Source organism: Nostoc sp. (genome assembly GCF_036919495.1).
Lineage (GTDB): Bacteria > Cyanobacteriota > Cyanobacteriia > Cyanobacteriales > Nostocaceae > Nostoc.
Window position 1 is genome coordinate 1 of record NZ_JBALBZ010000218.1, and the last position, 14,662, is coordinate 14,662.

A 14,662-nucleotide genomic window follows, 5' to 3' on the forward strand; every position below is an offset into this window, starting at 1 on the left:
CTGCCAATGTGCCGTCCATACTACAACTTCGCTGTGCCTACCTCAATGGTCAACTTGCTATCTAATGTCTTTGCAAAAATGGGATGCTCCCCAACTAAAGCTGTAAAGGGTGGCAGTTTCTTCATAGGCTTCTAACATCCCGGCTAGTGCGAACCAGCGACAAATATCTTCCCCGTTCGGAGTCACCTCAAGTAAGCTGACACCTGCTGATTCTGCTTGACACAGTTGAGCAATTATTTTTACAAGCTTTTTGAGCAGAATTTGAGGCTGCTCAACTAGTTGTCCTATCAGGGTATGAAGTGCATCGTTTTCTTGCTTGAGGTCAGTGGTTCTGGGTATTCTACAGGACAACTCTTCAGTGATGAGAATATCGTCTAAACATATTTGCTCCACTTCCTCATTCCTCATTACACTACTCCGCTTCTAAGAAATATTGCCTTAGCAGTTCCTGTCCAGGTTCACCCAATTTTCGTAACATTTCTTCAATTTTTATCATGAAAAAATCAAAATTCAGATTCAGAATTTATTCTGAATAAAAGGGTTTTATACACCCGCCTAATAAGGGCATTTTACAATCAGGTGGTAGTACAAAACCCTTTCATTCTTACTCCTGGATTTTGGCCAAGCTCTCTTAGCAAGGCAGGAAGCAGGAGGAAAGAAAAAGTTTTTGGAAAAGCCTTTTGCCAAAACCTAATTAGCTACAGGCCACCATACCGGAGGTATGGTGGCCTCCAATACGTTTAGGAAGTCACTACCCTACGCTATCAGTTGTGGTTATAAGCCCCCATTGCTTGTTCGCTTTAGCATAGATGCCTCCTGCGTTCTTTTTTGGCTTTCTTTGTATTCGCATAATAATAAAGAGTACGACAAAATCATTTGCCGTTGGGACTTCTTGAGGGAAGAGTTTGGAAGTTCCTTCTAATACTAGCAAGGGTTTTTCAGATGAAAACCAATGTTGAAATTAATTTGTGATTGATAGTGCTAAGGGAAGCGATGCCTGCGGCGAGCTACGCTAACGCTAAAATTTAAAAAGTGACTAATACTTTTGGCTGTAATGTTAACTTTGTTTAGTATTAATCAACACATTTGATTTACTTTAGCCGCAAGTTCTGCGATATTCATCTGCTCGTAATGTTCAAAAGGTTGATGAATCCAGGGGTTATCAGACAAATAATCAACATAATAATTGGGTGCTATAACTGAACAAGCTTTATACCAAAGAACGGCGGTGCGAATTTCCTCAATAGGTAAATCAGTATTTTGCTTGAGCCAAGGTATAGTCTGCTGGAGTGTGATGCCAGAGTCTACCAAATCATCTACTAGGAGAATGCGGGAACCTAACTTTTCGGCAGTCATCGTTAAATGGCGGGAGAAAATTAAATTATTTCTTTCTTGCTTACCAGCGCCACTGTAAGATGAGGTTGCTAAAATTGCCAACGGCTGCTGGTATATACGCGAAAGAATATCTCCAATTCGTAGTCCTCCTCTGGCAAGACAGATAATCTGGTTAAATTCCCAACCGGATTCATAAATCTGAATAGCCAGTTGTTCAATTTTTTGGTGATAATCTGACCAAGAAACATAAAGGTCTGGCATAAGTCTAACGGGAGTGGTAGATAGCTAGTATTGAAAAAGAGGCAGGGGGGCAGGGAGCAGGGGAGATAGAACAGAAAGGGGATTCGACCCCAACTGTAGCTTGCTTCCCCGTAGGGGTACGAGAACCACTTAGTAGAAGTGGGGGAATCAGACCCATGTTCCGCAACGCTTGTCGGCTCTTGGTTGGGGTCATTTCCCCCTGCTCCTTTTCCCCCTGCCCCCTGCCTCTTGTTGAAGGCGATTGCAGACTTTTTATTTTAGTATGAGTGCAAAGTTTTATGAATGATTCTACTGCTGATGGTGATAGCCAACGAAATCCTCTTACTGAAAAACTCGACTTGAAAACCAAGTTGGCTTACGGTGCAGGGGATTTAGGACCGGCAATTACTGCAAATATCTCTGTCTTTTATCTGCTGATTTTCTTTACCAGTATCGCTGGTATCCCTGCGGGTTTAGCTGGCACTATTTTGATGATTGGCAAAATCTGGGATGGGGTAAACGATCCGCTTGTCGGGTTCCTGACTGATAAAACGAAATCTCGTCGTTGGGGCCGTCGTCTTCCTTGGATGTTTTATGGAGCAATCCCCTTTGGAATTTTTTTCTTCTTGCAGTGGACTGTACCGCAATTTAGTGCAAATCATAGTGAGAATATCTGGCCGCTGTTCTGGTATTACGTAGCAATTGGGATTATATCTCAGTCCTTTTATACGGTTGTGAATTTGCCTTATACGGCGATGACTCCAGAACTAACTCAAGATTACGACGAACGCACCAGCCTTAACAGCTTTCGCTTTACATTTTCTATTGGTGGCAGCATTCTGTCATTGATTTTAGCGCTAATTATTTTTATCAAAATTGCCGATCGCCAACAAGCATATCTAGTTTTAGCAGCGGTTTGTACTGTAATTTCGATTTTAGGATTATATTGGTGCGTTTTTGGAGTCCGCGATCGCATCTTGGCTTTTGAGGCTAAACGCATCCTAGCTGAGGAACCTGCATCTCTCCCCTTCGGCGAACAGCTAAAAATAGTCTTCAGCAACCGACCTTTTTTATTTGTTATTGGTATATATCTTTTTTCTTGGCTAGGTGTGCAGATTACAGCCAGCACTATTCCTTATTTTGTAGTCAATTGTATGGCCCTTAAAGAATCAGATGTGCCCACAGTGCTGATTGCAGTCCAAGCAACTGCCTTGTTGATGCTATTTGTCTGGGGTGAGTTGAGTAAAAAAGTCGGGAAAAAAGTTGTTTATTTTCTGGGAATGAGTTTGTGGATAATAGCCGCCGCCGGACTATTTTTCTTAAAACCTGGTCAAATAGTTTTGATGTATGTGATGGCTGTCATGGCTGGTATTGGTGTCTCCACAGCTTATCTAATTCCCTGGTCGATGATGCCAGATGTGATTGAATTAGATGAACTACAAACTGGACAACGCAGAGAAGGCATTTTTTATGGCTTCATGGTTTTGCTACAAAAATTTGGTTTAGCTTTGGGGCTATTTTTGGTAGGAAATGCTTTGCAAGTATCTGGTTTCAAAGAATCTGTGGCCGGAAGTCCACTACCCATCCAACCTGAATCTGCACTGTTTGCGATTCGTATTGCTGTTGGGCCTATACCTACAGTTTGTTTGCTTTGTGGCTTATTTTTAACGTATTTTTACCCAATTACCCGCGAGATGCACGCAGAGATCATGCTGAAACTCAAAGAACGGCAAGAGAAGAGGGGGAGTTGAGGGAGTGGGGCAGGGGAGGCAGGGGAGGCAGGGGAGGCAGGGGAGGCAGGGGGCAGGGGGCAGGGGGCAGGGAGCAGGGGGAAATTTTGGAAGTTGCTAGATCATCCCGCAAATATGCAACCCCAAAACTCATTAATGGAGTTCAAAGGCTCTACCAGATGAATGCCCAACGCCCAATGACTAATCTTTTGTATTTGCGATCGCAAACTGACTTAACCTATATATATGCCTTTGATAGAGGTAAATTCAAAGGCTCTGTTCCATACTTAATCAAAGAGCAAGTATCAGAGACAACTGAACTCAGTCTCAACTACATTTGCATTGCCTTGTAAATTGGATAGTTGCTGATTGTTGCAACACATGCAGGTTACAAGTTTGATAGTAAATCCTCTTAAATAAACCATCAAAAATTTTCTGTCTCCGCTTAAATAAAATACCTTTGCCTCATTTCCATTCTTGGAAATGAGGCAAATTTCTATGCAGCGCACACCGCACAGTTAATATTGTCATAGAGGATGTGGGTAAACCGAAGACTCTTACATAAGGCAATCTCTTAAAGCTTTTTCTACTTCATCTAGTCAAACTCTTTACCGACACGATTTTTTCGGTTTCATTTACCCTAATCTGCGCCAACCCAAATTGTTCAATTACAGCTGCATTCGTCGTCAAATGTCTACTTACCTCAGCTACCCGGTAATGACTTTCCTGTGACGCTAAAGCAGCTGGTAATAATAACTGATCTGCTAAGTGTTCATCCACAGCTGCGCCAGTGTGATGAAACTCAAGGAGTTGCTGACAAGCAATCTCTGCAACTGTCTCTGCCGATAACCGTAATCGCCCAAATGCACCAAAGCCAGTCAAGCTGTTCTCATACTCAGCAGTTAAAAAAATACCTGCCCCAGGTGCTATACCTCTTTCTCGCAAAGCGTGTACAGCAACTTTCAAATGGGCTTCTCGTAACATATTCTCGGCCCGATTCGCCATCCGTTGGGGAATATGCGAAGGCAATTCTGTCACCACTGCTAGCCCTCGCACCTGTTGTAAATTTCCCCGTTCCAACAAGTTAATCCCGTTGAGTTTACCACCGCCATCCACCTGCAACTGTACCTCTCCGCCACCTTTGGGAAACCACCCCCAAGCGCCTAACTTGACTTGGGCTTCTACACCCATGCGTTGCAATATCGGCAAATAAACTTGCTCAATATACGTCACTGTCGGGCTAAAGTTTACATGAGTTCCACCCTTTAGTGTGACTTGAGAATTGCCCGATGCTAGTGCCAAAGGTAAAAGAATTGTTTGTAAAACTAGAGCGATCGCACCCGCAGAACCACCAACTTGTGCTTTACTAACATCAAAGGTATAAGTTCCAGCTTGCACAGCACTACCTGGGATGAATTCTAGCAGCATTGAACCCAAAGCATCACCCCGTAGTTGGGCATTACAAATTCTCGCCGCAGCCTGAACTGCTGTTAAGTGTTGTGCTGCTAATCCTGGCTTTTTGCGTCCAGCGCGAATGCCTGAAATTCGTATGGGTTCGCCAGTGATGGCCGCTAGACTTAAGGAAGTGCGAAGAACTTGTCCGCCTCCCTCTCCGTAGGAACCGTCAATTTCAATCATGAGCGATTTTGGAATGGTGGATTTTGGGTTATCCCCACGGCTCTTAAAATCAAACCACAAATTATAAACGTCTAACAGCTAGTTTTTTGAAGACAAGTTACACAAATATACAGAAAAAGTTCTGATATATGTTTTTGTAGTTTGCTAATTTTGAATTTGCAATTGCAGAACCTTGCTTTTGCCGGGATTCATCAACTTATATGGATCAACTATTTCCTTAAATTTTAACTGCTCAGGATCAATAACTTTTCTGCTGCCGTCTTCAATAATATACGTATGAGGATTGGCAATACTCACACCGTGTTCTTCGTGATAGCGGATAATCTCATTAAGGCGTTCTTCGGTGGTGTAGCGCACAAGTTGCAATGCACCAGGAACTACTGCACCGTTCACGCGAAAGAATTCTAAATGCATCATTACCTCATCGCCAAAGTGATGATACATGTGCTGTACTAGTTGCAAACTGCGTAGGCGCAGCCCGCCGGAGGTATCGCTAGGAAACATACTTTGTAAATAGGTAATACCAGTATCTACACTCCGGGCGTGTAAGGTAGTGTGGTTCCAGCTAAATTCTGCTAAATGTATACCTTTACCCGCTTCCTCGTCCGGTTTTTCATAAGTAATTTTGCCGCCATATTGCTGCACCAAACCTGGTAAGAATTCCAAACTCGATTCAGCAACTATCAAAAATACTGGATGAGTCTCTTCAGGAATATACTCTTGTAGGGCATGAAAGTATTGAGGAATTGGGGATGCAAATACAGAAATCAACTTCTTAATCATGCCATCAGCATTGCCAAGAGCTTGACCAAACTTTGCTGCTGTCATAAAGTCGTCAAAGGTGACAATCACTTCAGCCCAAGGATAAGCTGGCCCCAATGGGATTTCTACTTCGGTGATGATGCCGTTAATTCCCCAAGCATGATTCACCTTTTGCACATCATCGCCGCGTAATTCGATCGCACGGGGTTCATCTTCTACAGTCACCACTCGCAATGCTAGGATATTACCGCGATCGCCTAATAACCCATATTGTATCGAACCAATGCCCCCACTCCCCCCAGCAATAAATCCGCCAATTGTGGCTGTGCGGTACGTGGAGGGCGCCATGCGGATTTCCCAGCCGATTTCTCTGGCTTTTTTATCTATAGCCGCCAATTTCATCCCAACTTCTACCCGCGCCACCCCCGGTTTCACCCAAAGAATCTCTTGCATCCGTGTCATATCTAAAATTACGCCACCATGCAACGGTACGCATTGCCCATAATTCCCAGTTCCCGCACCTCGTACAGTTATGGGTACACGGTGTTTCGCGCAGGCGGCGGCAACTTTTAAAACCTCTGCTTCATTGGCGGGACGCACTACGATATCCCCGACTTTTCCCTCTAGTTTCGGTATCAACACTGGGCTAAAGGTATGATAATCCTGGGATAATTTTGCGACTTGGGCGGAGTCGGTGATGGTTTCTATACCTTCTAGAGAATTAATAAGGGCATCCAATGTTGTCATAGCTTATATCCTTTTTTTAACGCAGAGGGACGCTGAGGGAAGCGCAAAGGTTCGCAGAGAATTAATCCCTCTGCGTTCCTCTGCGTAAACCTTTGCGTTCCTTTGCGTTTTAAAATCCTAGTTTTCTTGTTTCACAGCACTTTCATGCCACTTACTTAATATAAGGTCAGATAAGGCGCTCAAGCAGTCAATACTACCAGAACTCGTGTGCCCCAATCCGGCAATCACTCGCAGAACTGTACTTTTACCGCACCCGGAGGGGCCAACCAAACTAACAAATTGCGACTCTGGAATTGCTAAATTTAGGTCTTGCAGGGCAACAGTGCCATTGGTGTAGACCTTGCTAATCTGATTGAGTGTGATAACAGGATGGTTACTCATTCTAAAAATCTGGAGAATAGCAAGCGGCTTACTTCTTGTAATAGCCTACCCCTTTATTCACAAATTGCAAGGTGTATGCTTCCTTATAGTTAACGTTGGATTTAGAAATATTAGTATCAACCATGCTGTTAAAGAGTGATTTCCACCTTGGGTCACTCATCGCCCCAATACCTTGTTTTCTGCGGCATCAGACAGGATAATCTCATATTGTTTTAGCTTTTGAATGCTATAGACAAGTTGCTCATCCGTCATTTCTGGATTATCTTTTTTAATTAACTAATTCCCTGGTTGGGGATTTTCTAGGTAGCTATACCAACCTTTAATTGAGGCATCAACAAATCGCTGCACTAATTCTGGATTTTTTTCTACTAGTTCTTTTTTTGTTTCAATAGTGGTTGCATAGGGTTGATAACCATAATCTGCTAATAAAAATACCACTGGCTGATAAACCACCCTGCTTCTCAATAGCAAAGGGTTCAGATGTAATATAACCTTGCTGGGCTGAGTTTTTTTCAATCAGAAAAGGAGCTTGATTAAAGTTGTAAGGGCGCTTTTGATCTTCGTAAAACCATACTTTGCTTCGAGTAAAGGCCAATAGGTAATATTAGCAGAAGTAGAGACATAAATTGGTTTGCCTTTAAGGTCGCCAAGGGTTTTAATTGCTGTGTTGGGATGTGCAATAAGACACCAGAGGTCTATTCTGGAAAATTGCTGTGACTGTGATTTTGGGAATATTTTGTGCTATGGCATTCACGGCATCTATGCCAGAACTCATGAAGAAATCTACCGCACCCCCCATCAACAATTGAGTACCACTGGGAACCTGCGGGCTACCCATTTTGATACTTACATCTAAACCATAGTCTTTATAAATACGAGTGGCGTAGGCGCAGCCCGTTGTAGACATCGCCTGGTAAAATCCGCCGTGTTCTGCTTGTGCTATCCAGTTTGTGCCAAATGTAACTTTATTCACCTGAGAATTGCTAGTTGATGGTTGGTTGGTGTTACTACAAGCAGCAATGAAGCTACTATCAATCCAGATAGAACCGTATTGAATAAAATTGCGGCGACTAAGGCGATGAACTGCTGTTAATAAGGGTGATGGCGGATACATAAAACAGGATGATATTCTCTTCTATTTGCCGTTGTAACTGAATCTAAATGTACATTCTAGAATCAACTTTTGATTCACTAGCGAATAGGGCTGAATTTCTAAAGCAGCTTTAAAAGCTTTGATGGCTTCACTATACTCTCCTAGTGCTGCATAACACAAACCCATACCGTGAAGCGCCCCAAAATGTATTGGATTTATCTGCACGACTATCTGACAATCTGCCAGAGATTTTTGATAATCCCCAATACTGTAATAGAGAAAAGCACGGCGATTCCAAGCTTCGGCAAAATCTGGCTGGTCTTTGATTAGTGCTGTCAGCGCTGTTTCGGCTTCAGCAATTTCACCCGCATCAAGTAACTTTTGACTGCGATCAATTATTTCCAGCCCATAAATTCCCTTTTGCTGAAACCAAATCCGCCAGATTTTTCTGGTTGCTTTTTCGCGGACTGTGGCATCTGGGTTTTTCAACTCTTCAAGTAAGGAATTAATAGGTAAAGAATCCATGAATTTGAAATCATTGAATATACGTTTGTATTAACTTTCTCACAAAATATATCTATTAAATGATTTTTAAAGCTATCTTTAAAATTGCGGTATTTTATTGCTAAGTTATGAATTTTCTGTGTTATTTATTGTATTCAGCATACGACTAATACCATACTCGATATTTAAAATTCTAAAAATAAAAACTGACTATAGGTAGTTGACAAATATTTAGTAACTAATACTAATTTAATGTGAAGCTGCACTAAATGAGTAAGTCTCTATTCTTAGCACTCTTCTCTAACGAGACGCTACGCGAAGGCGTACTTGGCAGTTCGTTTAATATTCTGTGCATCTTCATACACAATTGGTATAACAGCTTATAAAAATATCCCCAAAAAAATAATGACTATGCCAAAGCAAAATGACGTTTCCAGGCATAGGGACTTCCAAGAAATAAATTATTCCAAGAAACGAACCACACAGACAAGGCAGCGCGGTCTTGGGGGTTTCCCCCATGAGCGACTGCCGCGCAGAGAACGCAGAGAGAAGAAATAGAGAGAGTTTTTGCCTCAGTTTTGGAACATTTTTTTATTTGGAAGTCCCATATTGTTCTTACTTCCCATCCTAGTAACTTTGGCTCTAAACCAATCCCATTCAATGGGGAGCAGCCAACCCTATGGAACGCGGGCCGATTATTGCCACGCTAACTAAGCAGGCACATCGCAATGTCATTTGGCACTCATTCTGGCAAGTTATGCGATTTATCGCGCTCTAGCAGTGGCTAGCAGTGCTTTGCAGTCGAATCATTGAGCGGATCTGACAGAATACATCCCCAGTAGAGCATATCGGGCCTCATCCTAGTTGGGCTGACCCTGATAAAATAGTATCCCTCGACCCCTTTGGAACGATCGCATCTGAGGTTTTTGCATCCTATTGCCAACAGGGAGGTGATTTGGCTGCGATCGCAGATCCCAATAAACCTGTAGCGGTGCGTGTTCATGATGAATGCAACGGTTCTAATGTGTTTGGCTCAGATATCTGCACCTATCGCTTTTATTATGCCGATGTTATGGTTACTTGCGACCAACGAGATCAAGAAACGCCAGCTTATAAAAGATTTCCCTGTTTAATTGTCGAAGTTTTATCTAATTCTACTGAAGCCTTTGACCGGGGCGACAAATTCGCCGATTATCAAACGCCGGAAAGTCTGCAAGAGTATGTTTTAATTAATACAAAACGTCAGCGAGTCGAGTGTTTTCGACACAATGAGCAGAGGCTCTGGGTTTTACAATCTTACACAGCAGAAGATAAATCATTTCGACTCAACAGCGTGGATTTTGAGGAAATAATAGCAGCACTTTACGAAGATGTAGTTTTTGAATAATCAACTTATGATTGGGTATGCTACACAATCTTTAGTAAACTAAATATCTATTAATATCTTCAAGGCTTCCTAACCCGGCGGAGGCATTGAGCAAAACAGACACAATTGATTGCATAAAAGTTATGGCGCTCATAGTTCAGAAATACGGTGGTACATCTGTCGGTTCAGTCGAACGTATTCAAGCTGTTGCACAACGCGTTTACAAAACTGTTAAAGCTGGAAACTCGCTTGTAGTAGTGGTTTCGGCAATGGGCAAAACCACCGATGGACTCGTCAAACTCGCTAATGAAATTTCTTCAAATCCTAACCGCCGGGAAATGGATATGCTGCTTTCCACTGGGGAACAAGTCACCATTGCCTTACTTAGTATGGCTTTGCAGGAACTCGGACAACCCGCAATTTCCATGACTGGCGCTCAGGTAGGAATTGTTACCGAAGCCGAACACAGCCGCGCTCGGATTTTACATATTGAAACTACTCGCCTAACTCGGCACATAAATGCAGGTAAAGTAGTTGTAGTAGCCGGCTTTCAAGGGACATTCAACGCCGGAGAAATGGAAATTACAACTTTGGGGCGTGGTGGTTCTGACACGTCGGCGGTGGCGATCGCAGCCGCATTACAAGCAAATTTTTGTGAAATTTATACAGACGTTCCAGGGATTTTAACTACAGACCCCCGCTTAGTTGCCAAAGCCCAGTTGATGGATGATATCACCTGCGATGAAATGTTGGAACTAGCTAGCTTGGGAGCAAAAGTGCTGCATCCCCGCGCTGTGGAAATCGCTCGTAACTATGGTGTCCCCTTAGTAGTTAGGTCTAGCTGGACGGATGCCCCCGGTACTTGGGTAACGTCAGCCAAACCCCAAGGGCGATCGCTAATCAATCTAGAAATTGCCCTCCCGGTGGATGCTGTAGAATTTGACACTAACCAAGCAAAGGTGGCTTTGTTGCGCGTACCCGATAAACCAGGCATAGCAGCTAGGTTATTTGGCGAAATTTCTCGGCAAAAAGTAGATGTAGATTTAATTATTCAGTCAGTTCATGAAGGTAATAGTAATGACATAGCATTTACTGTCACCACACCAATATTAAAACGGGCAGAAGCAGTAACAGCAGCGATCGCCCCAGCACTGAGAAGTCAATCTAACCCCAAATCTGACGAAGCCGAGGTAATGGTAGAACATAATATTGCCAAAGTCAGCATCGCCGGCGCGGGAATGATTGGACGTCCTGGTGTAGCTGCAAAGATGTTTGCCACCTTAGCTGAAGCAGGCGTGAACATCCAGATGATTTCCACCAGCGAAGTAAAAGTAAGCTGCGTAGTCAATGCAACAGAATGCGATCGCGCTGTCAACGCACTCCGCAGCGCCTTTGAGATAGAGGGAGGGGAGCAGGGAGCAAAGGAGGCAGGGGGAGCAGGGGGAGACAAATTAATTCTTTTATCCTCCTCATCTCCCTCATCCCCCTCATCCCCCCATCACTCTCCCGTTCGTGGTGTCGCCCTCGATTTGAACCAAGCGCGTCTTGCTATTCGCCAATTACCAGATCGGCCAGGGATGGCGGCGAAGTTGTTTGGATTATTAGCGCAGCATAATATTAGCGTTGATATGATTATCCAATCTCAGCGTTGTCGAGTGATTGATGGTATTCCTAGACGAGATATTGCCTTTACAGTCTCGCGGATAGATGGAGAAAATGCAAAAAAAATGCTTACCCAAGTAGCAGCAGAATTAGGATGGGGTGAAGTTGTTTTAGATAATGCGATCGCTAAGGTGAGTATTGTAGGTGCAGGTATGGTGGGACAACCAGGTGTAGCCGCTAAAATGTTTGAAGCACTAGCCGAACACCAAATTAATATTCAAATGATTGCCACCTCAGAAATAAAAATTAGCTGTGTCGTGGCACAAGAGCAAGGGGTTAAAGCTTTGCAAGTCATTCATGCTGCTTTTGGACTAGCTGGTAGTGAGAAATTTGTCGTGCCAGCGTAGAATTAAATTTTGAATTTTTAATTGCTGATTATCTATTTCTGAAATTCCATTTTTCCATCATGGCTCGCAGCTTGGGAATTACTCAGTATCTGCATCTGTTGGATAGCAATGTCAGTCAAATTGCTAAAAAATGCACACCCTAACTACTGTTCGATGGTAGTAACTGGATCTGAGACTGAAAAAGTTTCTAACTGTGTCTCAAATGATGCTTGATGCTTCTGTGGTACTTGGGTAAGTAAGATTTGCTGGGCGCGATCGCTAATCAAGCTCTTAATGGCAGCTATATCACGGCAATTCAGCACCTTGAGTAATTGACGCTTCGCAGTAGCTCGCACGTCTTTTTTCCTGCCCAAATATGTTGATTTTCAATCTTCTATATGGGGTCATAGATAATTCAAACTTCTATTTTTTATCTCATTAGAGAATTAGATATCATGAGTGGGATTGCTGAAGAATCAAGATCAAAATATCTCCATTACCTACTCACCTCCTTCTCTACATCTGGTTTAATGTACAAATTTTACTCAAGTCTGGTAATATGTAACCGTATTAAGTCTATAATATTTTTTTCATCGAGAACAGAACAATACTTGTACGAATATGTAATATTAGCTAATAATTAATACTTTTACCTGCCATAATGGCATTAATATTTTTTTAAAGAATAATCTTAAATAAAATTACCAGCAAAATACGTAAGTTATAATCAAACAATTTATTAGATTATATTTATATTGATGAATAGTCATTTATTAAATGGACATTATCGAATACTAAAAATTCTCAATGATGGTGAAAAGGGAAAAACCTATCTAGTTGAAGATGTTAATCTTGCTAACAGCCAATTTATAGTAAAGCAGTTACTTTCTCCTGGTAAGAGTCCTCAAGCTTTAACAATCTTACGGCGCTTATTTGATAGTAAGGCAGCAACTTTAGAAAAACTAGGGCAAGAACACGATAAAATTCAAAAGCTTATTACTTCTTTTGAAGAAAATGAAGAATTCTATATAGTCCAAGAATTTATAGTCGGTAATCCTTTAACTGACGAAATTATCCAGGGACAACCTTTGAATGAAGAGCAAGTAATTAGTCTTTTATCAGATATATTAGAAATTTTGGTAATTGTACATAGCTATGGTGTGATTCATCGGGATATTAAACCAGCTAATATCATTCGCCGGGAATCAGACAAAAAGTTAGTCTTGGTTAATTTTGGTACTGTTAATGAAGCCATCACTAATACCGTTAACAATCTCGAATATATGCCAATAGAACAAGTTAACGGCAATCTCAAATACAACAGCGATATATATGCTTTAGGTATGGTTGCGATCGCAGCACTTTTAGGTTTATCTGAAAACGAAATATCTAATTTGCGAACTCAGAAAAATCGGCTGACAGGTGAAATAGTTTGGCAGAACAAAAATATAAAAGTTAATAAAAAATTATCCAAAATTATTAATAAAATGGTACGTTTTGACTATCGTAAACGTTACCAGTATGCGACTGAAGTTTTAGACGATCTGAAAAAGATCGCAAATGTTGAGCGGAATCGGGAAAAACAGCATCAGAAAAAATTATTACTAGTTATGACGGGGGTAGCTGGCTGCATCATACTTGGTGTTGGAGCGTGGCAATTGAGGTTGCTAAAACCTCTAACAAATGCTCAACAGACATTATACAAAGAGGGAGTCAATAAATATGAGGCGGGAAACTATGAAGGAGCAATTGAAGATTTTAATCAGGCGATTGAATTAGATCCAAAAAACGCTCTGGCGTATAATAAGCGAGGTGATGCTTATTATCGATTAGGAGATTACGAGCAAGCACAAGCAGATTCTAGCCAAGCTATTTTGCTTAATCCTCAAGATGCAAATGCCTATTTTGATCGAGGATTTGCTTTTTCTGAATTAGGCAAGTACAAAGAAGCGATCGCAGACTATACGCAAGCAATTAAGTTAAATTCTAAAGATGCTTATGCTTACTATGGCCGCGGGTTAGCCCGTACTCAACTGAAGGATAATAAAGGGGCAATTGGAGATTTTAGCAAAGCGATCGCTCTCAAGCCTCAGTATACCGAAGCCTACTTACAGCGAGGGATTATTCACCGTCGCCTCAGACAAAGACTTGAAGCAATCCAAGATTTTGATACAGTAATTAAGATTAATCCTACCGATGCTAAAGCTTATTATCAAAGGGCTTTAACTCAATCTATTAATAAGCAAAAATATGCAGCGCTGAAAGATTATACAGACGCAATTAACATCAATCCTAAATACATCGAAGCTTATCTTAATCGTGGTGATGTTTATAGCGATCTGGGAGATAACCTCGAAGCTACTGAAGATTACAACGCTATTTTACAGATTGATCCTAAATTTACTGCGGCTTATATCCACAGAGGTATTCACCGCTTTTCTTTCGGAGATTATAAAGGCGCTATTGAAGATTACACCGAAGCGCTGAAACTAGATTCTAATAATTTAGCAGCTTATAATAACCGTGGTAACGCCTATCTCGAACTGGGAAATAAAAAAGCTGCAAATCAAGATTATTCACGAGCGATCGCAATTAATCCTAACAATGCCTTAGCCTACTATAACCGGGGCGTGATTCGCACTAAGCAGAAAAATAAACAGGGAGCGATCGCAGATTTCAAGCAAGCTGCAAAACTATTCCAACAGCAAGGAGAAAAAGATAGTTATCAAGATGCACAAAGAGAAATTGCAATTTTGCAAAATAATTCAGCATCCGCGCCCACTACTCGCCCTAAATCTGGAAAAAGAGAAAAAAATTGAGCTATGACTCAATACAGTAATACCATTTTAACAGTTATCAGTTATCAGTCATAGTATTT

At 41.8% G+C, this 14,662-nt stretch carries 14 protein-coding genes and 1 pseudogene; 6 read left to right on the forward strand and 9 right to left on the reverse strand.

The window, feature by feature from the left end:
• Positions 1 to 57: 57 nt before the first annotated feature.
• Both V7K25_RS31080 and V7K25_RS31085 read right to left on the reverse strand, forming a co-directional pair.
• Positions 58 to 408: a hypothetical protein gene (locus tag V7K25_RS31080; RefSeq protein ID WP_335163708.1), complete on the reverse strand. Its 351-nt coding sequence runs from the start codon at positions 406 to 408 to the stop codon at positions 58 to 60.
• Between the two features lie 669 nt (positions 409 to 1,077).
• On the reverse strand, positions 1,078 to 1,596 hold the full coding sequence (locus V7K25_RS31085; protein ID WP_335163710.1) for a phosphoribosyltransferase: 519 nt from the start codon (positions 1,594 to 1,596) through the stop codon (positions 1,078 to 1,080).
• A gap of 278 nt (positions 1,597 to 1,874) precedes the next feature.
• Between V7K25_RS31085 and V7K25_RS31090 the strand changes: the two genes are divergently transcribed.
• Together V7K25_RS31090 and V7K25_RS31095 are read left to right on the forward strand one after the other, a co-directional pair.
• Positions 1,875 to 3,326, forward strand: a complete 1,452-nt coding sequence (locus V7K25_RS31090; RefSeq protein WP_335163712.1) for an MFS transporter — start codon at positions 1,875 to 1,877, stop codon at positions 3,324 to 3,326.
• A gap of 86 nt (positions 3,327 to 3,412) precedes the next feature.
• Positions 3,413 to 3,658 (forward strand): hypothetical protein, encoded by a 246-nt coding sequence (locus tag V7K25_RS31095; protein WP_335163714.1) that lies wholly within the window; start codon positions 3,413 to 3,415, stop codon positions 3,656 to 3,658.
• A 238-nt stretch (positions 3,659 to 3,896) separates the two neighbouring features.
• Here V7K25_RS31095 and rtcA read toward each other — a convergent pair whose 3' ends face one another.
• From rtcA to V7K25_RS31125, 6 genes are all read right to left on the reverse strand, one after another.
• Positions 3,897 to 4,943 (reverse strand): RNA 3'-terminal phosphate cyclase, encoded by a 1,047-nt coding sequence (gene rtcA, locus V7K25_RS31100; protein ID WP_335163716.1) that lies wholly within the window; start codon positions 4,941 to 4,943, stop codon positions 3,897 to 3,899.
• A 144-nt stretch (positions 4,944 to 5,087) separates the two neighbouring features.
• Positions 5,088 to 6,452, reverse strand: coding sequence for an FAD-binding oxidoreductase (locus tag V7K25_RS31105; protein WP_335163718.1), 1,365 nt, complete (start codon positions 6,450 to 6,452; stop codon positions 5,088 to 5,090).
• A gap of 117 nt (positions 6,453 to 6,569) precedes the next feature.
• Positions 6,570 to 6,833, reverse strand: coding sequence for an ATP-binding cassette domain-containing protein (locus V7K25_RS31110; RefSeq protein WP_335163720.1), 264 nt, complete (start codon positions 6,831 to 6,833; stop codon positions 6,570 to 6,572).
• Between the two features lie 276 nt (positions 6,834 to 7,109).
• Positions 7,110 to 7,286, reverse strand: coding sequence for an ABC transporter substrate-binding protein (locus V7K25_RS31115; protein ID WP_335163721.1), 177 nt, complete (start codon positions 7,284 to 7,286; stop codon positions 7,110 to 7,112).
• A gap of 202 nt (positions 7,287 to 7,488) precedes the next feature.
• Positions 7,489 to 7,947: a hypothetical protein gene (locus V7K25_RS31120; protein WP_335163723.1), complete on the reverse strand. Its 459-nt coding sequence runs from the start codon at positions 7,945 to 7,947 to the stop codon at positions 7,489 to 7,491.
• A 21-nt stretch (positions 7,948 to 7,968) separates the two neighbouring features.
• Entirely contained in the window at positions 7,969 to 8,451 is a 483-nt protein-coding gene (locus tag V7K25_RS31125) for a tetratricopeptide repeat protein (RefSeq protein ID WP_229556596.1), read from the reverse strand.
• A gap of 658 nt (positions 8,452 to 9,109) precedes the next feature.
• Between V7K25_RS31125 and V7K25_RS31750 the strand changes: the two are divergent.
• The 3 genes and pseudogenes from V7K25_RS31750 to V7K25_RS31140 all read left to right on the forward strand — a co-directional run.
• A pseudogene (locus tag V7K25_RS31750) lies at positions 9,110 to 9,328 on the forward strand (GTP cyclohydrolase II); the annotation flags it as partial.
• Positions 9,314 to 9,817 carry a Uma2 family endonuclease gene (locus V7K25_RS31135; RefSeq protein ID WP_442948136.1) on the forward strand — a complete coding sequence of 168 codons (504 nt, stop codon included), beginning with the start codon at positions 9,314 to 9,316 and terminating at the stop codon, positions 9,815 to 9,817. The pseudogene V7K25_RS31750 and the gene V7K25_RS31135, both read left to right, overlap by 15 nt.
• Positions 9,818 to 9,939: 122 nt before the next feature.
• On the forward strand, positions 9,940 to 11,805 hold the full coding sequence (locus V7K25_RS31140) for an aspartate kinase (protein ID WP_335163726.1): 1,866 nt from the start codon (positions 9,940 to 9,942) through the stop codon (positions 11,803 to 11,805).
• A gap of 143 nt (positions 11,806 to 11,948) precedes the next feature.
• Here the strand turns inward: V7K25_RS31140 and V7K25_RS31145 are convergent, their stop codons facing one another.
• Positions 11,949 to 12,140, reverse strand: coding sequence for a hypothetical protein (locus V7K25_RS31145; RefSeq protein WP_335163728.1), 192 nt, complete (start codon positions 12,138 to 12,140; stop codon positions 11,949 to 11,951).
• 402 nt (positions 12,141 to 12,542) lie between these two features.
• Between V7K25_RS31145 and V7K25_RS31150 the strand changes: the two genes are divergently transcribed.
• Positions 12,543 to 14,603: a tetratricopeptide repeat protein gene (locus V7K25_RS31150; RefSeq protein ID WP_335163730.1), complete on the forward strand. Its 2,061-nt coding sequence runs from the start codon at positions 12,543 to 12,545 to the stop codon at positions 14,601 to 14,603.
• Positions 14,604 to 14,662 lie beyond the last annotated feature (59 nt).